Annotated in this window: 20 protein-coding genes; 3 read left to right on the plus strand and 17 right to left on the minus strand. The window is 49.7% G+C overall.

From position 1 onward, the window contains the following. Window positions 1–54: 54 nt before the first annotated feature. The 11 genes from pepB (AC51G0_RS15160) to trmJ form a co-directional block, all read right to left on the minus strand. On the minus strand, window positions 55–1332 hold the full coding sequence (pepB, locus tag AC51G0_RS15160; protein ID WP_496299523.1) for an aminopeptidase PepB: 1278 nt from the start codon (window positions 1330–1332) through the stop codon (window positions 55–57). A 108-nt stretch (window positions 1333–1440) separates the two neighbouring features. Beyond that, the gene (gene pepB, locus AC51G0_RS15165) at window positions 1441–2730 is read right to left on the minus strand and encodes an aminopeptidase PepB (RefSeq protein ID WP_496299524.1); all 1290 of its coding nucleotides are present in this window, start codon (window positions 2728–2730) and stop codon (window positions 1441–1443) included. Between the two features lie 425 nt (window positions 2731–3155). Continuing rightward, on the minus strand, window positions 3156–3356 hold the full coding sequence (gene iscX, locus AC51G0_RS15170) for a Fe-S cluster assembly protein IscX (RefSeq protein WP_496299526.1): 201 nt from the start codon (window positions 3354–3356) through the stop codon (window positions 3156–3158). 97 nt (window positions 3357–3453) lie between these two features. Continuing rightward, on the minus strand, window positions 3454–3792 hold the full coding sequence (gene fdx, locus AC51G0_RS15175) for an ISC system 2Fe-2S type ferredoxin (protein ID WP_128785759.1): 339 nt from the start codon (window positions 3790–3792) through the stop codon (window positions 3454–3456). A gap of 2 nt (window positions 3793–3794) precedes the next feature. Further along, complete coding sequence (hscA, locus tag AC51G0_RS15180) at window positions 3795–5648, minus strand: Fe-S protein assembly chaperone HscA (RefSeq protein WP_496299527.1); 1854 nt, start codon at window positions 5646–5648, stop codon at window positions 3795–3797. A gap of 38 nt (window positions 5649–5686) precedes the next feature. Then, window positions 5687–6202, minus strand: coding sequence for a co-chaperone HscB (hscB, locus tag AC51G0_RS15185; protein ID WP_496299528.1), 516 nt, complete (start codon window positions 6200–6202; stop codon window positions 5687–5689). A gap of 78 nt (window positions 6203–6280) precedes the next feature. Next, the gene (iscA, locus tag AC51G0_RS15190) at window positions 6281–6604 is read right to left on the minus strand and encodes an iron-sulfur cluster assembly protein IscA (protein ID WP_496299530.1); all 324 of its coding nucleotides are present in this window, start codon (window positions 6602–6604) and stop codon (window positions 6281–6283) included. An 18-nt stretch (window positions 6605–6622) separates the two neighbouring features. Then, window positions 6623–7009 carry a Fe-S cluster assembly scaffold IscU gene (gene iscU, locus AC51G0_RS15195; protein ID WP_496299531.1) on the minus strand — a complete coding sequence of 129 codons (387 nt, stop codon included), beginning with the start codon at window positions 7007–7009 and terminating at the stop codon, window positions 6623–6625. Between the two features lie 34 nt (window positions 7010–7043). Beyond that, entirely contained in the window at window positions 7044–8258 is a 1215-nt protein-coding gene (locus AC51G0_RS15200; protein ID WP_496299533.1) for an IscS subfamily cysteine desulfurase, read from the minus strand. A 31-nt stretch (window positions 8259–8289) separates the two neighbouring features. Continuing rightward, a complete protein-coding gene (iscR, locus tag AC51G0_RS15205; RefSeq protein WP_496299534.1) occupies window positions 8290–8796 on the minus strand; it encodes a Fe-S cluster assembly transcriptional regulator IscR in 507 nt (168 codons plus the stop codon). Between the two features lie 112 nt (window positions 8797–8908). After that, entirely contained in the window at window positions 8909–9640 is a 732-nt protein-coding gene (trmJ, locus tag AC51G0_RS15210; RefSeq protein WP_496301971.1) for a tRNA (cytosine(32)/uridine(32)-2'-O)-methyltransferase TrmJ, read from the minus strand. 243 nt (window positions 9641–9883) lie between these two features. On the opposite strand from trmJ, the gene suhB reads away from it, so the two are divergent. Continuing rightward, the gene (gene suhB, locus AC51G0_RS15215) at window positions 9884–10684 is read left to right on the plus strand and encodes an inositol-1-monophosphatase (protein ID WP_496299535.1); all 801 of its coding nucleotides are present in this window, start codon (window positions 9884–9886) and stop codon (window positions 10682–10684) included. 334 nt (window positions 10685–11018) lie between these two features. Here the strand turns inward: suhB and secF are convergent, their stop codons facing one another. From secF to AC51G0_RS15245, 6 genes are all read right to left on the minus strand, one after another. Further along, on the minus strand, window positions 11019–11966 hold the full coding sequence (gene secF, locus AC51G0_RS15220) for a protein translocase subunit SecF (protein ID WP_496299536.1): 948 nt from the start codon (window positions 11964–11966) through the stop codon (window positions 11019–11021). Between the two features lie 12 nt (window positions 11967–11978). Beyond that, complete coding sequence (secD, locus tag AC51G0_RS15225; RefSeq protein ID WP_496299538.1) at window positions 11979–13832, minus strand: protein translocase subunit SecD; 1854 nt, start codon at window positions 13830–13832, stop codon at window positions 11979–11981. A 25-nt stretch (window positions 13833–13857) separates the two neighbouring features. Next, window positions 13858–14193 (minus strand): preprotein translocase subunit YajC, encoded by a 336-nt coding sequence (gene yajC / locus AC51G0_RS15230; protein WP_496299539.1) that lies wholly within the window; start codon window positions 14191–14193, stop codon window positions 13858–13860. Window positions 14194–14215: 22 nt separating this feature from the next. Next, the gene (tgt, locus tag AC51G0_RS15235) at window positions 14216–15343 is read right to left on the minus strand and encodes a tRNA guanosine(34) transglycosylase Tgt (RefSeq protein ID WP_496299541.1); all 1128 of its coding nucleotides are present in this window, start codon (window positions 15341–15343) and stop codon (window positions 14216–14218) included. A gap of 253 nt (window positions 15344–15596) precedes the next feature. Next, window positions 15597–16649, minus strand: a complete 1053-nt coding sequence (gene queA, locus AC51G0_RS15240) for a tRNA preQ1(34) S-adenosylmethionine ribosyltransferase-isomerase QueA (RefSeq protein ID WP_496301972.1) — start codon at window positions 16647–16649, stop codon at window positions 15597–15599. A gap of 75 nt (window positions 16650–16724) precedes the next feature. Next, entirely contained in the window at window positions 16725–17849 is a 1125-nt protein-coding gene (locus AC51G0_RS15245) for a S1 family serine peptidase (protein ID WP_496299542.1), read from the minus strand. 217 nt (window positions 17850–18066) lie between these two features. Between AC51G0_RS15245 and AC51G0_RS15250 the strand changes: the two genes are divergently transcribed. Beyond that, on the plus strand, window positions 18067–18525 hold the full coding sequence (locus AC51G0_RS15250) for a CBS domain-containing protein (protein WP_496299543.1): 459 nt from the start codon (window positions 18067–18069) through the stop codon (window positions 18523–18525). Between the two features lie 14 nt (window positions 18526–18539). Then, window positions 18540–19124 (plus strand): acyl carrier protein phosphodiesterase, encoded by a 585-nt coding sequence (locus AC51G0_RS15255; protein ID WP_496299544.1) that lies wholly within the window; start codon window positions 18540–18542, stop codon window positions 19122–19124. Window positions 19125–19265: the final 141 nt, after the last annotated feature.

Genomic DNA, 19265 nt, shown 5'->3' on the forward strand with positions numbered 1-19265 from the left:
AATGTGACGTGAGATCAAGGCAGGCTCGAGCAACTGGCCTGCCCTCACAAAACTCTACAGCAGCAAGGCTGCAATATTGGCAACACCCAGCCCTGTCGCACCGGCAGCCCAGCGGCTGTCTGCGCTATCCCGGAAACACGAGGCCAGATCGAAATGGATCCAGCGACTTGCATCGGTATCGACAAAGCGTGACAGGAAAGCAGCCGCATTGGATGCGCCGCCCATTCCACCGCCTTTCTGCGCCCGGCTGTTCGCCGTATCGGCATAATAAGACGGGCAGTTGGCCTGGTGCCATGTTTCCAACGGTAGCGGCCAGGCTGGCTCATTGACCAGCTCGGACAGCTGCTGCGCTTTTTGCAACAGCTCTTTATCCAAGCCGAACAACGCATTGTAGTCGGTGCCTACCGCCATCATCGCCGCACCGGTTAATGTGGCGGCATCAATGATCAGCGGCGCTTTGGTCTCACTGGCAGCGATCAGGCCATCTGCCAATACCAGACGACCCTCAGCGTCAGTATTGACCACTTCTACCGTCAGTCCATTCTTGTACGTTAACACATCGCCAAGCTTATAGGCGTTACCCGCGACCATGTTTTCTGCGCAACATAAGATCAACTTCACACGTTGGCGCAAACCTTGCTCTATCGCATAACCCAGCGCGGCGGTCACCGTCGCAGCACCGCCCATATCGCACTTCATAGTGACCATGCCGGCACTGGATTTCAGGCTGTAGCCACCTGAGTCAAAGGTAATACCCTTACCCACCAGGCAAGCGGCAACTGGCGCATCGGCCTCGCCCGTCGGGTTAAAGTCCAGAGTTAGCATGACAGGAGGTCGGCTACTAGCACGGCCTACACTGTGGGTTCCGATCCAGCCCTGCTCCAAGAGCTTGTCACCCACCAGTAGCTCATGGCTGATTTTATCGCCTGCAATGGATGACAAAAATTCAATCGCGTCGTTGGCGAGCTTTTCCGGGTACATATCTTCCGGTGTCGCATTGACAACCTGGCGTACCCAGTCGTTACTGTGGCGGCGGGCGTTAAGTAGTTCCAGCTCATCTTCATCAATCGACGCCCACTTCAGCTCAACCGGCTGCATGGTAGCCGCAAAACCGCAATAAAATGCCCACTGGCGCTCATAGCTCCAGCCGTCACCCTCAAGGCTAGCCTGAGCTGCCCCCTGGGATTGCAGCTGGCGAGCGGCCTGCTGAATACGGCGTAGCGGGTAATCACCGCTAAAATGGATCACCGCGCCATCTTCTTGATAAGACAATAGCGCTTTCTCACCCCACGCACCTGCGCTTGGCTCCGCCGAAAGTGTAATCCTTAACATAAACACCCTTTCCGTTTTTCAATGACACATCACCGCAGCGGCTACACGGCGGTGACTCGGTATCAATCAATATAGTGACGTTCTATTACTTATTCTTCATCACAAAGCTTATTCTTCATCACAGAGAATGTTTGCCAGGGTACGTACCCCCATTCCCGTCGCGCCCGCACACCATTTGTCGTTGGCCGATTTACGGTAGGTACCGCTGGCATCAATGTGCATCCAGCCATTCTTGTAGTCTTCAACAAAGTAGGACAGGAATGCGGCTGCGGTACTCGCTCCCGGCATGAAGTCCCCCATCGACACGTTCGACAGATCGGCAAAGTTGGATGGCATCATGCCACGGTGGTGCTCTGCCAGCGGCAATGGCCATAGGCCTTCCAGCTCATCACTGGCAGCCATCAGTGCCTGCTGCGCCAATGCATGGTCAAAGCTGAACAGTGCGTGGTAATCATTACCCAGTGCATTCTTTGCCGAACCGGTCAGTGTTGCACAATCGATGATCACCTCTGGGTTTTGCGAGCTGGCGTAAATCAGGCCGTCAGCCAATACCAAGCGACCTTCGGCATCAGTATTGAGGATCTCAACGGTTTTACCATTTTTATAGGTAATGATATCGCCCAGCTTAAATGCACGGCCAGAAACCATATTTTCGGCGCAGCACAGGATCAGCTTAATACGCTTATTGGTGCCACGGGCAATAGCCAGGGCCAAGCCGCCAGTGGCTAGCGCAGAACCGCCCATATCAGCCTTCATTGCCGTCATACCGGCAGACGGCTTCATGCTGTAGCCGCCTGAGTCAAACGTAATACCTTTGCCTACCAGGCAAGTATGCACAGGGGCATCGGCATCACCTGTCGGGTTATAATCCAGGCGTAACATCGCCGAAGAACGCTCTGAACCACGGCCCACGGTGTGGATACCGTTCCAGCCCTCATCAAGCAAGTCATTACCCTTGATGATTTTATAAGTGACATGCTCAGGTGCCAGCGATTTGATAAATTCACCCGCGCGGGAAGCCAGTTGTGACGGGCGAACAATTTCAGCCGACTGGTTGATAATTTCACGCACCCAGTTTGTCGCTTTCAGGCGAGCCTGAAGCTCGGTTTCTTCTTCCTCGCTCAGCCCGCTCCAGCTGACATCATTACCCGGCTTGGCATTGCGGTGGCCCTGGATAAATGCCCAGATCGCTTCCAGATCCCAGCCATCCCCTGCCAACATGACCTGCTTGATACCTTGTCCATCCAGTTTCCGGCCTGCTCGTTGGATAGCAGCAAGCGGATACTCATCGGTAAGGTGGACTACGGCACCTTCGGACTCGAAAGTCACCAGTGCATTTTTACCCCACTTCTCATCGGCTGCTTCCTGGGATAGAAAAACGAACATATTGGCAGACATGAATTACTCCTTGGGTTCTGCTATTCACATCAATGCATAGGCCATTGCGCTGTGAATACAACTATTAGGGCTCAGCCGTCTTTGAAAACCGACTCATCCCCGGTTTCTGTATCGTGATTGAGTAACAAAGCGATGACATCACTGTTACCATACCTATCAGAAGTTATGGGGGCATAGTCTGGCATTACAAGGGAGTGACTGACTGAATAATAACAATGTAGGCTATTGAGCCTGTGAATTCCCAAAGTTGTGGTTGATCGTATTACGAAAAACCTGATATTTAGAAATTTTTGTTACTGTGCCTTGGTGTCTCAAAATAAACAAGCTGTTTACATCAAGATTAAGAGCAAGATCGTGTTGCAGATGACACTAGTTGAATAGTGTTTGGAGAAGTTACATTAGGGGTGCCAATATCAAGAGATGGATCAATTCACCTCTTCAATCCAGCACATTTGTACCGCTTCTAAAATACGTTCGTTACAGTGTTCAGGATCGTCATCGAAGCCCTCTAGCTCCAAGATCCATTCCCGTAGATCGGTAAACCGAATGGTTGTAGGGTCAACATCTGGGAATTGTTCAGCCAGTTCAATCGCCAACTCTTGCGAGTCAATCCATTTAAAGCCCATAACATTCACCTTTTATCACCCAACGACGGATACTTAATTGTAGCCTGTCTGCCCACATCAGGAACAACGATGAACAGACAGGCCCAGTCCTAGAAACTTAGTGGTTTTCTGAAGCCAGGTTAAGGGTATATTTCGGAATTTCTACCACCAAGTCTTCATCTGCCACGACTGCCTGGCAACCCAGGCGCGACTCAGGCTCAAGCCCCCATGCCTTGTCCAGCATGTCGTCTTCCAGCTCCTCACTCTCTTCCAGTGAGTCAAAACCTTCACGAATGATCACATGACAAGTCGTGCAAGCACAGGATTTTTCGCACGCGTGCTCAATACCAATACCATTTTTCAGCGCAACATCCAGTACTGTTTGACCGCTCTCGGCTTCCAGTACAGCGCCCTCAGGGCAAAGATCTTCGTGGGGTAGTACAACAATTTTAGGCATGCCTAAACCTCATCAATCGATTGACCGGCCAATGCCTGACGAATGGACTGATCCATTCGGCGAGAGGCAAATTCCTGGCTAGCTTTATCTGTTTTTTTAATACCTTCTTCAATCGCACGCGGGTCACTACCCTGGCGCAATTGAACAAGTTCCATCATGACTGCTTCCAGCTCGTCACGCTCTTCTTTTGTCAGCAGCGTATCACCGTCTGCTGCCAGCGCTGTAATTAAGCCTTCCAAGACACGGTCCGCTTCAACCTGTTGCTCAGCCAGGGTACGGGCGTCTTTATCTTCCTGTGCATGAGTCATCGACTCACTGATCATAGTGGCAATCTCATCGTCGGTAAGGCCGTAAGACGGCTTCACCTGAATCGACGACTGAACTTCACTACTTTTCTCCATCGCTGTTACTGATAGCAAGCCATCAGCATCAACCTGGTAGGTGACACGAATATGTGCCGCACCAGCTGCCATTGCAGGAATACCGCGAAGTGTAAAGCGTGCTAGTGAACGGCAGTCGCTTACCATTTCACGCTCACCTTGAACAACATGCACAGACATTGCCGTCTGGCCATCTTTGAAGGTGGTAAATTCCTGGGCTCGGGCAACAGGGATAGTCGTATTGCGAGGAATGATTTTCTCGATCATGCCCCCCATGGTCTCGATACCCAGTGACAGCGGGATAACATCAAGCAACAACATATCCGCGTCCGGCTTGTTACCGGCCAGAATATCGGCCTGGATAGCTGCACCTATGGCAACGACCTGATCCGGATCGATCGATGTCAGCGGCGCCTTACCAAAGTAATTGCCCACCATCTCACGCACCATCGGAACACGAGTCGAGCCACCCACCATTACGGTTTCGATGACTTCGTCAATTTCAATCGCCGCATCTTTGATTGCACGGCGGCATGCCATCAGGGTTTTCTTGACGAGTGGCTGGATCAGCGAATTGAATTGCTCACGGCTAACCGTTCCCTGCCAACCCAGTACATCAATACTTGCTTCGTCAGCATCACTCAAGGCAATTTTGGCATCAGTTGCAGCATCATGCAGTGCACGTGACTGCTGCGGTGTTAACTTGCCGTCGAAGCCTGCTTGCTCGGCAATCCAGCCTGCCAGCAAGTGATCAAAGTCGTCACCGCCCAGCGCAGAATCACCGCCGGTTGCCATCACTTCGAAAACACCCTTCGACAAGCGCAGAATAGATATATCAAACGTACCGCCACCCAGGTCGTAAACCGCGATAACACCTTCCTGGCCAGAGTCCAGGCCATAAGCAATCGCCGCAGCCGTTGGCTCATTGAGCAGGCGCAGTACATTCAAGTTCGCCAGCTTCGCCGCATCTTTGGTACCGGCACGTTGGGCATCGTCAAAATAAGCAGGAACGGTAATGACCACTCCTTCCAGATCGCCACCGAGAGTCTCTTTGGCGCGTTCACTCAGCGATTTTAGGATTTCTGCCGACACCTGAACCGGATTCACTGTCCCGTTACGGGTCACAAGCTGAGGCAGGCCATTATCGGTTGCCTGGTACTGATACGGCAGCTGCGGATAGCGCTGCTGAATATCAGCCAGTGAACGGCCCATCATACGCTTCACGGAAAAAATCGTGTTCTCAGGATCCTGCTGGGCCAGATCTCTGGCGTCTTGGCCAATCAGCACAGCGTCCTCGCCGTAATGCACAATCGACGGCATAATCGACCGGCCCTGCGCATCCTGCAACGTTTCCGGAACGCCGCTGCGAACCGCAGCCACGAGAGAGTTTGTGGTACCCAGATCAATACCCACCGCCAGTTTATGTTGGTGCGGTGCTGCACTTTGACCTGGTTCAGCAATCTGTAACAGTGCCATTATCGTTCCTGTGGAGTTAGTGCTGGAGTCGGGAAAGCTCAGTCGAGCAAAGTCTCTTCAAGACGCTCAACCTCATAACGCAGCTTATCAATAAATTTTAGCTTGCGCACGGCATCGGCCGCTTGGTCCCAGCTTTCATTATTTAATAATTGCTCAAGATCCGTCAGCTGTGATTTATAGAGCGCCGAAGCCTGCTGTTCGAAGTCAAACAGCGCAGTTTCAGGATCACTGGCATCTGGGATTTCTTCAAGAGCTTCACGCAGCTCCATCTGCTGCATTAAAAACTCAGGGTCTTGCAATGTCTTGTGTTCGCCGCGAATGTCCACATGTTTCTCTGATAGCATGTACTCTGCACGAGAAATGGGATTTTTCAGCGTTTGAAAGGCATCGTTAATTTGCGCGGCTTTTTGAACGGACATTAAACGGTCACGTTCCGAAGCGGTCGCGAAATTATCGGGGTGGAAACAACGTTGCAGTTCCCGGAACTGAGTTGAAAGAAGGCCACCATCCAGTTCAAATTGGAAAGGTAGCCCAAATAATTCGAAATGATTCATAATGCGTCTGGTATCTATAAAAGACTAAACCTGATTCCTATGTGTAAGCACAGTAACCAGGTTCAGTTAGAACAGCGATTAGACGTTGAAGCTTTCACCGCAACCACATTCGCTTGAGACGTTCGGGTTGTTGAACTGAAAACCTTCATTTAGCCCTTCTTTGGCAAAATCCAGCTCGGTACCGTCGAGGTAAACAAGGCTCTTAGGATCAATAATGATCTTTACGCCCTTCTGTTCGAATACCTGATCCTCTTCATTCAGTTCATCAACGAACTCAAGGACATAAGCCATTCCTGAACATCCTGAAGTACGGACACCTAAACGCAGGCCGATGCCTTTGCCTCGGTTCTCTAGGAAAGTAGCTACGCGACTTGCTGCCGCTTCAGTAATAGTAATGGCCATACAACAACCCTCAGGAAATTAATTTTCTTCGTGCTTCTTTTTGTAATCGCTAACAGCGGCTTTAATTGCATCTTCTGCAAGAATCGAGCAGTGAACTTTTACCGGCGGCAGTTCAAGCTCTTCAGCAATCGCTGAGTTCTTGATTGAAGCCGCTTCGTCTAAGCTCTTGCCTTTCACCCACTCGGTGATCAGCGAGCTTGATGCGATAGCCGAACCACAACCATACGTTTTGAACTTCGCATCTTCGATGATGCCTTCTTCAGTCACTTTGATCTGAAGTTTCATTACATCGCCACAAGCCGGTGCACCCACCATGCCGCTGCCGATGTTTTTGTCGTTTTTGTCAAATGAGCCCACATTACGCGGGTTCTCATAATGATCGATGACTTTTTCGCTATATGCCATGATATATCTCCTCGAATACGTTATGACCGCAAGGTTAGTGGTGTGCCCACTCGACTGTGTTTAGGTCAACACCTTCTTTATACATATCCCACAACGGAGACATTTCACGTAGTTTTTCAACCGCACCGCGGATTTGCGAGACGGCATAGTCTACTTCTTCTTCCGTCGTGAAGCGACCGAAAGAGAAGCGAATTGAGCTATGTGCCAGTTCATCTTCCAGACCCAGCGCACGCAATACGTACGAAGGCTCCAGGCTTGCTGAAGTACAAGCAGAACCAGAAGAAACCGCAAGATCTTTCAGTGCCATCAGCAGAGATTCACCTTCAACGAAAGCAAAGCTGATGTTTAGGTTATTAGGTAAGCGCTGCTCCAGTGAACCATTGATGGTCATGGCTTCGATGTCTTTGACACCTTCTAGCAGACGGTTACGTAGCGCTAGGGCATGCTGGTAGTCTTTATCCATGTCTTCTTTAGCAACACGGAAAGCTTCACCCATACCTACAATTTGGTGAGTCGCCAGGGTACCGGAACGGAAACCACGTTCGTGGCCACCACCGTGCATCTGTGCTTCTAGGCGAATACGTGGCTTACGACGCACGTAAAGGGCACCGATACCTTTAGGACCATAAATTTTATGCGCAGACAGTGAGATCAGGTCAACTTTCATTTCCTGAACGTCGATTGGTAGCTTGCCGGCAGATTGTGCTGCATCCACGTGGAAAATCACTTTCTTCTCACGGCACATCTCGCCAATGGCCGCGATATCCTGAATCACACCAATTTCATTGTTCACATGCATGATAGAAACCAGTACCGTGTCTTCACGCATGGCATCACGCAGTTTAGCCATGTCAATCAGGCCGTTTGATTCTGGCTCAAGGTAGGTAACTTCATAGCCTTCACGCTCTAGCTGACGGCATGGATCCAGAACTGCTTTGTGCTCTGTTTTACAGGTAATAACATGCTTACCTTTTTTGCCGTAGAAGTGCGCAGCACCTTTGATCGCCAGATTGTCAGATTCCGTTGCGCCTGACGTAAATACGATTTCGCGCGGATCTGCATTTAGCAAATCAGCAACATTTTCACGTGCCGTATCGACTGCTTCCTCTGCCTGCCAACCATAACGGTGAGAACGAGAAGCCGGATTGCCGAAGTTACCATCCATAGTCAGGCATTGCATCATCTTCTCAGCAACACGGGGATCTACTGGGCAAGTAGCGGAATAATCAAAATATATTGGCAGTTTCATCTTCATCTCCGAAAACACGGACGTCTAGTCTCTAGGAGCGAACATCGACACCTATCGTGGCGCTGTCGTGTGTATTATTATTTCCAAATGATGTTTTCTGTCGTTTCTGATCCTGACGACCAGAGATTTCTTGTACATCATTGTCTTTCATCAGCTCGCCAAGAGTGATGTTGTTCAAAAAGCCGCTGATACGGGAGCTCAAGTCATACCACAGGGTATGCGTCAAGCAGCGTACACCACCCTGACAATCCCCTTTTCCATGGCACTTGGTGGCATCAACCGATTCATCAACAGCAGCAATAACCATCCCTACTGCAATGTTGTCCGCATCTTCTCCCAGGCGGTAACCACCACCGGGACCACGAACGCTAGCGACTAGGCCAGCCTTGCGCAGGCGAGAGAAAAGCTGTTCCAAATAAGACAGTGAAATCCCCTGACGCTCTGAAATATCAGCCAGAGGGACAGGACCATCTTGAGAATGCAGGGCCACGTCCAGCATGGCTGTCACTGCGTATCTTCCTTTTGATGTCAATCTCATAACACACCGCTACCCACTAATATGTATGGGAGGAGTGTCGCATACCCGACTAAAACGGTCAAGTATTTACCTGACTGTTTTAGTCAAGCTTTTAACCATACGGTTTATGCGTCTATTTATCTCGGCTTTCTAACGATTTTTCAACTGAGGATAAGATACCTCGCAGAATATTCAGCTCCTGCTGCTCTGGGCGAGCACGGGTAAACAGTCGACGAAGTTTCGCCATCACCATTCCCGGATGTTTCTTATTAATAAATTGGGTCTGCGTAGTCACTTTTTCAAGATGCTCGTAGAACATTTCCAGCTCTTTGGTACGAGGGTATTCTTCTACTTTGGTTTCGCCAGCGTACTTTTGCTGCTCAAGAAAAGCCATGCGGATCTCGTAGCTGACAGTCTGTACAGCCATCGCCAGATTCAGTGAGCTGTAATCAGGGTTAGCCGGAATATACACATGACAATGGCACTTTTGCAGCTCTTCATTGGTCAAGCCAGTACGTTCGCGGCCAAATAAGATGGCTACATTATGCTGGCTAGCTTCTGCAATAGACTTCACACCGCACTCTCGTGGGTCAAGCTGTGGCCACTCCAGCGTACGAGAGCGCGCACTTGAGCCAACCACCAGGCCACAATCGGCAATAGCCTCATCCAGTGTCGAAACAATGGTGGCATTTTCCACAATATCAGCAGCACCTGCCGCCAAGGCGTAAGATTTCTCATCAATTTCACAGGCAGGATCAACCAACACTAAGTTAGTCAGGCCCATGACTTTCATCGCACGGGCTGCCGAGCCGATATTGCCCGGATGAGAGGTACCAATTAAAACAACACTGATTTTATCTAACATGAAGAAGCTATTTTCCGACGAATTCTCAAAGCGAAAGGATTTTAACACACCCATCCTAAAAATGGAGAAAACATGTAAAAACATTATATCTATGACCAGATAATTATACCTTTCAGTACTACTATGTCGGTAATCATGTCGGTAATAGTTACCTCGAGCAAAAAATAACCACTTCCTTTTTGCACTGGCTCTGATATACTCGCCGCCGCTTTTTAGTTCTTTAACATCCGTTGGGAAGATCCTATGCATCCGATGCTTAATATCGCCATTCGCGCTGCGCGAAAGGCTGGTGACCATGTCATTAAATCACTAGAAAAACCTCAAGGCATTGAAGTTGCCAATAAAGGTAATGATGTTGTTACCAACATCGATCATGAAGCTGAAGCTATCATCATCGAAACAATTCTTAAGTCTTACCCTGATCACTGCATCATTGCAGCAGAGTCTGGTACTAAAGAAGGCCGTGACAAAGAGTGTCAGTGGATCATCGACCCAGTGGATGGCACCAAAAACTTCGTTCGTGGTTACCCTCATTACGCTATTTCAATTGCACTACGCATGCGTGGTCGCACTGAAGTTTCTGTAGTTTACGATCCATCTCGTAACGAACTATTCACTGCAACACGTGGTGCAGGCGCTCAGCTTAACAGCCAACGTCTTCGTACTTCTCAACCACGTGATCTAAGCGGCACTATCATTGCTACTAGCCAGCCTTTCTCTGCTAAACAGCACCTAGAAGGTTACATGAAAGTTCAATCAGCAGTCGCTGTTGAGTGTGACGACATGCGTCAATCTGGCTGTACTGCTCTTGACCTTTGCTACCTAGCAGCTGGCCGCGTTGACGGTCTGTTCAAACTAGACCAGAAGCCTTGGCAACTAGCCGCTGGTGAGCTAATTGCACGTGAAGCAGGTGCTATCTGTACTGACTTTACCGGTAACACTAACTACCTGACGTCTGGCAACATCGTTGCTGGTAACGCGCGCGTAGTGAAGCCAATGCTTGCTAAGATCCGTGAACACGGTAACGAAGCAATGGCTAAGTAATCGTTTTTAACGGTTCAAAAATTTGAAAGCCCCGGCAGCAATGCCGGGGCTTTTTTGTATCCGTTTCAGTTACGAGGGGCTAGAGGCGAGTATTGAGACAAGGGTCCTATGGTCCTATGGTCCTATGGTCCTATGGTCCTATGGTCCTATGGTCCTAAGGTCCTAAGGTCCTAGCTCCGAGTCTCGCAAGTAAGTCCAGCTCTGCCTTCCTAAAAACTCGAATCTGATTACTCGATACGTCTTATCCATAGGGCCACAGGACCGCTCTATTCCGCTTATAAAAAAACGGAGCCTTTCGGCTCCGTTTATCATTCAGCAAGAATCCACTCCGCCATTACGGCATCGCATCAAACTCTTCACCTTCTTTGTCTACTTGCGGTGGCATCAGGTGCTCACGGGTAATACCCAGTTTCAGCGCCAGTGCCGAAGCGACGTAGATAGATGAGTAGGTACCGACAGTGATACCGATCAGCAGCGCCGCTGCAAAACCGTGGATCATGCTACCGCCTTTCAGGAACAGGGCGATAACCACAAACAAGGTCGTAGCAGAGGTGATCAGGGTACGGCTCAGCGTCTGGGTAACCGAGTTGTTCATCACCTCGATAGGCCCGCCCTTGCGCATCTTACGGAAGTTTTCACGGATCCGGTCGAAGACAACAATGGTATCGTTGAGCGAGTAACCGACAACAGTCAGCAACGCCGCCACAATCGTCAGATCAATTTCAATCTGAGTAAACGAGAAGATACCAATGGTGATGATAACATCGTGGGTAAGTGCCAGTACGGCACCTGCTGCCAAACGCCATTCAAAGCGCATTGATACATAAAGCAGAATACAGATCAGCGATACCAGGATCGCCAAACCACCCGCTTCAGCCAGCTCGTCACCGACATTCGGACCAACGAACTCAATACGACGCATTTCAACACTCTGGCCGGTACCGACTCTCAGGGCATCGATGATCTGATTGCCCAGCTTCTCACCCTTTGCATCTTCACGAGGCTGCAGACGAACCATGACATCACGGGCCGTACCAAAGTTCTGAACAATGGCATCACCAAAACCTGCACTTTCCAGTGAGTCTCGGATTTTAACCAAATCGGCAGGCTGTTCGAAGCCGACTTCAATCAGCGTACCGCCAGTAAAGTCCAAACCCCAGTTCAGCTTTTGGGTCGTCACCGTACCAATTGCCGCGATAATCATAATCATCGAAAGGATGAATGCCCCTTTCGACCAACGCATAAAGTCGATCACTTTATCCGCTTTCATTATTTGAAACATGTCAGCGTCTCCTTAGATCGACAGCTTGTTAACGCGCTTACCGCCGTAGACAAGGTTAACCATCGCACGGGTACCGACAATCGCCGTAAACATCGACGTCAGGATACCGATAGACAGGGTAACAGCGAAGCCTTTGATAGCACCTGTACCCACAGCAAACAGGATGATTGCGGTGATCAAGGTGGTAATATTGGCATCGGCAATAGTACTGAATGCATTCGCATAACCCTGTTGAATCGCCTGCTGAGGGCTACGCCCTTCACGAAGCTCTTCACGGATACGCTCGAAGATCAGCACGTTGGCATCGACGGCCATACCGACAGTCAGGACAATACCGGCAATGCCTGGCAGGGTCATGGTTGCGCCCGGGATCATCGACATCACACCGATAATCATCACCAGGTTCATCAGCAACGCCATATTGGCGAATAGACCGAATCGGCGGTAGTAGACCAAGGTGAACAGCATGACGGCAATCATGCCCCAGATCATCGCCTGGATACCCATGTCGATGTTCTGCTGACCCATTGACGGACCAATCGTGCGCTCTTCAACAATCGAGATAGGCGCAATCAATGCACCGGCACGCAGCAGCAGTGCCAGGTTGTGTGCTTCAGCCTGCGAGTCGATACCGGTAATACGGAAGTTACGGCCCAGTGCTGTTTGAATAGTGGCCTGGTTAATCACTTCTTCGTGTTTTTCCAGGATCACCTTGCCGTTAGGATCGCGTTCGCCGCTGTCTTTATACTCGGTAAAGACCGTTGCCATCAGCTTGCCCACGTTATTGCGCGAGAAGGCTGTCATCTTGCTGCCACCTTCGCTATCTAGCGAGATGTTTACCTGAGGACGACCATACTCATCAGCACTAGAACTTGCATCAGTAATATGGGAGCCCGACAGAATGATGCGCTTCTTCAGCACAGCTGGACGTTGATCACGGGTGTATTTCACTTCGCTGCCTGGCGGTACACGGCCAGAAGCAGCGGCTGCCAAGTCGGCAGTACTGTCAACTTCACGGAATTCCAGTGTTGCTGTCGCACCCAAAATTTCTTTTGCACGCGCGGTGTCCTGGACGCCTGGCAGTTCAACCACAATACGGTTGGCACCCTGGCGCTGGACCAGTGGCTCTGCTACACCAAGCTCGTTAACACGGTTACGAAGAATCGTGATGTTCTGATCAACCGCATAATTGCGAATTTCCTTCAGACGCGCCTCGGTAAACTGAGCAGAAAGCACAAAACGGCCATTGCTGTCGTTGTCGCTAAACAGCATGTCCGGATGAAGCTTAGCCAGCTCGGTTTTAGCCTGAGCCAACTGCTCGCCATTACGCAGGCGAACCTCTACTGAGCTATCCGTTTTGCTGATCGCACGGTAGCGAATTTTTGCCTCACGCAACTCGGTACGGAAAGTCTCTTCCTGCTGACCCAGCAATTTTTCCATCGCTGCGTCCATGTCTACTTCCATCAAGAAATGCACACCGCCGCGCAGGTCAAGGCCCAGTTTCATTGGGGTTGCGCCGATGGATTCAAGCCAGTCAGGAGTAGAGGCTGCGAGGTTAAGTGCAACAACAAAGTCGTCGCCAAGCTGTTCGTTGAGAATATCGCGGGCACTGATTTGGGTATCAGTATCGTTAAAGCGGACCAGTACAGTACCGTTTTCGAAAGCGACAGATTTATAGGAGAGCTGATTTTGTTTTAAATCTTCGGTGACTGCATCCAGCGTCGACATATCTGCCGAGGCGCCACGCGCCCCGGAGATTTGAATTGCTGGATCTTCACCGTAAACATTGGGAAGTGCGTAAAGCAAACCGATGAGCAGTGTAAACACCACCATCAGGTTCTTCCACAAGGGATAACGGTTTAACACTGCTGTGATCCTTTAGAGCAAAAAATTACAGAGATTTCATTGTGCCTTTCGGCAGCACTGAAGAAACGAAATCTTTCTTGATTGTTACTTCAGTCGTATCATTCAGCGCAATTACGATGTAGTCGTTCTCTTCAGAAACTTTAGTGATTTTACCCACTAGGCCACCGTTGGTTAGCACTTCGTCACCTTTCCCCATGGAAGACATTAGGCTCTTATGATCCTTAACGCGCTTCGCCTGCGGACGGTAAATCATGAAGTAAAAGATAACTGCGAACAGACCCAGCATAATGAAAAGCTGCATACCGCCGCCTTGTGGTGCACCTTCAGCTGCGGCATGTGCCTGAGAAATGAAAAGACTCATTTATTAACGTCCTCGTTTATTGTTAAGCGTTTTTCAACGGTGGAACTTCACGGTCACGACGCGCGTAGAATTCTTCTACAAATGCATCGAAACGATCTTCTTCAATCGCCTTACGGATACTTGCCATCAAACGCTGGTAGTAACGTAAGTTGTGGATTGTGTTAAGGCGCGAACCTAGAATTTCATTACACTTATCCAGGTGATACAGATACGCCTTTGAATAGTTGCGACAAGTGTAACAGTCACAGTGCGGATCGAGAGGGGTTGTATCCGTTTTATGTTTCGCATTACGGATCTTGATCACACCACCGGTCACAAATAGGTGGCCATTACGGGCATTTCGGGTCGGCATCACGCAATCGAACATGTCGATACCGCGGCGAACACCTTCAACCAAGTCTTCTGGTTTACCCACGCCCATTAGGTAACGTGGCTTATCTTCAGGCAATTTAGGGCAGGTATGCTCCAAAATACGATGCATATCTTCTTTTGGTTCGCCAACCGCCAAACCGCCTACAGCATAACCGTCAAAACCAATGTTAGTCAGGCCTTCAACAGAAACATCACGCAAATCTTCATATACACTACCCTGAACAATACCGAATAGTGCATTTTTGTTTTCTTGTTTGTCAAAATGGTTACGGCTACGCTGGGCCCAGCGCAGTGACATTTCCATCGACGTCTTCGCTTCGTCATGTGTTGCCGGGTATGGCGTACACTCATCGAAGATCATTACGATATCAGAACCCAAATCGTACTGGATTTCCATCGACTTCTCAGCGTCCATGAAAATCTTGTCGCCGTTTACCGGGTTGCGGAAATGAACGCCTTCTTCGGTAATTTTACGAATATCACCCAGGCTGAATACCTGGAAGCCACCTGAATCGGTCAGGATAGGTCCTTTCCACTGCATGAAGTCGTGCAGATCACCGTGCATTTTCATCACTTCCTGGCCCGGGCGTAGCCACAGGTGGAAAGTGTTACCAAGGATGATCTGGGCACCGGTATCCTGGACTTCTTCCGGAGTCATCCCTTTAACGGTACCGTAGGTACCTACAGGCATGAATGCTGGTGTTTCAACCGTACCACGTTCAAACTGCAGGCGACCGCGACGAGCACGTCCCTGAGTTTTATCTAATTCAAATTTCACAAAGCCTCCAAAAGCCAGAGAAACAATCTGACGTCAATTCCCTGTTAGGGATTCAAGCACAAAAGGCCATTTGCCTGATGTACGTTTTGCATTTCTCGCCACGCCATAAAGCCTAGCGGAAGAAAATAAAGAGTCATGACAAATCACTATCCGATCTGTCTTCAATATATTGCCGATGCTATAGAGTCGACAAAGGCTGCAATTTTATCAAAAGCAGCCTTAAGAGACACTGACTTAACAACCTAAGTTCAGTTTATTTGTTCTTGCGGGTGATAAACATGGAGTCACCGTAGCTAAAGAAACGGTATTTGTTGTCAACCGCCTGCTGGTAGGCATTCATTGTATGCTCGTAACCAGCAAAGGCACTGACCAGCATGATCAGCGTCGATTCCGGCAGGTGGAAGTTGGTCACCAGTACATCCACCAGCTGGAACTCATAGCCAGGGAAGATGAAGATATCAGTATCGCCGAAGAACGGCTTCAGCTCAGTGCCTTTTTTCACGGCATCCTGAGCGGCACTTTCCAGTGAACGTACTGAGGTCGTACCTACAGCCACCACACGGCCGCCATTGGCTTTGGTTTCGTTGATCGCTGCAACCACCTCTTCCGGCACTTCGACGTGTTCGGCATGCATGTGGTGGTCATCGATGTTATCAACCCGTACAGGCTGGAAGGTTCCAGCGCCGACATGCAGGGTAACGAAGGCAAAATTAGCACCTTTGGCCTTAATCGCCTCGAGGATTTCATCATCAAAATGCAACCCCGCCGTCGGTGCCGCGACCGCCCCCGGCTTGGCGTTGTAGACCGTTTGGTAACGTTCTTTGTCTGCATCTTCATCCGGGCGGTCAATATAAGGCGGCAACGGCATATGGCCAACCTCTTCCAGGATTTCCAGCACCGTCTTGTCGCTGTTAAAACGAATTTCAAACAGTGCATCATGACGTGCTACCATTTCTGCCTGGTAATCATCGTTCTCACCCAGCAGTAACTCATTGCCCGGCTTAGGCGCCTTAGAGGCGCGAACATGCGCCAGGATGCTCTTGTCATCCAGCATACGCTCAACAAGGACTTCCAATTTACCGCCTGACGCCTTGCGGCCAAATATTCGGGCAGGGATCACACGGGTATTATTGAACACCAGCAGATCACCTGGCTGAACCAGATCAAGCACATCTTTAAACCCTTTATGCTGAACCTCACCGGTGTCACCGGTCAGCTGCAGCAAGCGGCTAGCAGTACGCTCGGGTTGTGGATAGCGAGCAATCAGCTCGTCAGGAAGGTCAAAGTGGAAATCAGAAACTTGCATCATTCGGGCCCTAAATTACAGCAGGCAGCTAGTATAGGCTGCCCTACTGCAATATCAAGCAAAGATGATAGCGGATCAAGAACGCGGCAATGCTCTATGAACGATAGAAGTGCCATGTCGTCGCATGTACCCGGCAACCAGCAACAGCCACAAGGCTCCCCAGCCAGTCATGCCGCCGCTATCGCTGCCGTTGGAAGAGCTAGGAACCGCAATACCAGAACCGGCGTCGCCAAAATCACTGTCAAAAGGGTTAACCTCAAACACAGGGACGGCCTGGGTCCGTACCGACATCCCGACCTCACCCTCAATCCAGCCCATGTAGGCAGCCACTTCGGTGTACACTCCCGGCACATCACCAGCACAACCATTACCAAAGCTCACCAACCCGACAAGGCGCAGGCCAAAGTCACTGTCACCTGCGGCCTGCGGGTCTTGCCAGACCAACGGGCCCCCTGAATCGCCGAAACAACTGTCCCGAGCCAGATCCGGTGACACCGAGCCTGCACAAAGAAAAATAGGATAGTCACCGGTGTTAATGTTTGAGCCCCAGTGGGAATCGCAGGTCGTGTCAGGTACGCCGGATAGCAATGTCTGTCTCAACCCTGTAGATCCAGAGTTTGAATCAAGTGGATCTGTGGTGCCCCAACCGGAAACAAGCAAATTCCCAGGCCGTTCGCCATTTGCAACCCATCCGTTTGCAAAGGCGTCATCTGCCTGGTCTTGCGCAGATCGATTGGCCATCTGAATCGGGATAGCAGAGTTTGGCAACGAGCTAGCCAGTTTTAGAAGGGCAATATCATTGGTAAAGCGAGAAGAGTTATAAGAGGGATGAATAACAATTTCACTGACAGAGACTGCATTCAAATTGTTGGCAGAGAAGATACTGGTAATCCCCCCCCAAACTTTAATATTCCCGGCGGTGACAGCCGTTGAGTTATGGCGGAGGCAATGTGCCGCCGTTAACACCAAATCCGCACTGATCACGACACCGCCACAGATGAAGGTGCTCTCCCTCCCCTCTCCGTCGGGAAAGGTCAGGTTCAAATAGGCCTGCCAAGGGATTTCATTGGCGGCGGATTCAATCCCACCGATGATTTTGGCAACCACCGCCTTTTCGCTATCTATTGCTTCTGCAGCAACAGTATGAAACGGTAGCCATACCACCCAATATAACAACAACCTTAACAATAACTTACACATCAAGTCATACCCACATGGAATGTTGTTTATTGATTATATGACACAATCTCACTATTAACCTCACAGATACACATATGAAACATTGTTATAACTTGTGAAATATTTGACTAGGGTCATAGGTAGCGAGGCCAGGATTAGCTACATTCAAAGAGCAAGCTAAGTAAAACCAGTGAGTTGACGATAAATGGATTAATTACTAGTCGCTACGGAGGCTTATATGTTTACTGTCTCAGATATGATGACACCGCACCCGCACACCCTAACCTCTACTCATACTTTGGCCGATGCGAAAAGACTCATGGACGATAAGGGGATCCACCATGTTCCCATTACCGACAAAGATAATCACCTAGTTGGCCTGGTTAGTCAGAGAGATATCCTTTCTGCTCAGGAGTCCAGCCTTGAGCAGATACGTAAATCTAGCTTCATTTCCGCCCTCGATATTCCGCTGGAAAAATGCATGCACCAAAACCTAAGCAGTGTGGAAAGGCATGCCGGACTAAAAGAAGCTGCAACCTACATGCAAAAGCATAAAATTGGCTGTTTGCCTGTTTTGCACCACAATAAACTGGTCGGGATCATTACCGACTCAGACTTTGTGTCTATTGCGATTAACTTACTTGAGATACAGGAGGAAGTGGAGCCGACTGACGAAGGTGACACCAGCCTCTACTAGGGCCATGGGATGGTATGAATTTTCTTGCCCACTTGCACCTTGCCGATCGCTGCCACAGCCATCTGGCGGGAAATTTATTGGCTGATTTTGTCCGCGGTGATCCTTATAACCAATTCACTAAAGTGGTGGCTGATGGGATCAAGCTACATCGATTTGTCGATAGCTATATAGATGCAATGCCAGAGGTGCTGCTCTGCAGGCAGCTATTCTCCACGAGCACGCGGCGGGTCAGTGGTATCGCCTTAGATATTGCCTGGGATCACTTTCTCGCCAAACACTGGCAGCAGTATCATACGCTTCCCCTTGCTGACTTTGTTGAACACGCCAAGCACCAGGTTGACCAATATCAAGAGAACCTGCCTGATAGCTACCGTTTGACAATGTCGCGTATGTGGCAGCAACAGTGGTTATTGCAATACCGCGAACAGCGCACAATTACCACCGCATTGGAAAGAATGGCACTGCGACGCCCCAAGCTATACCAACTGGCAAACTGCCCGGTACTGATTGACAGGCATTACGGAACACTCGAGCAGCAGTTTCAGGCGATTTACCCGCAAATTATCCAGGCCGCGCAAACCTATCGGTCTGGGCAATAATTTTATACCTGGCTTTGGATCCCTTCTAACCTGTTCCCAAACAGCCCTCAAAAAAAAGGAGCGCTAAGCGCTCCCAAGGTCATAACATAGGAAGAAGAGTTTCTCATGTTATGCATCGCATCAATGTTGTAGCAATAACTA

The sequence above is a fragment of the Photobacterium sp. HL06 genome, from assembly GCF_059552575.1.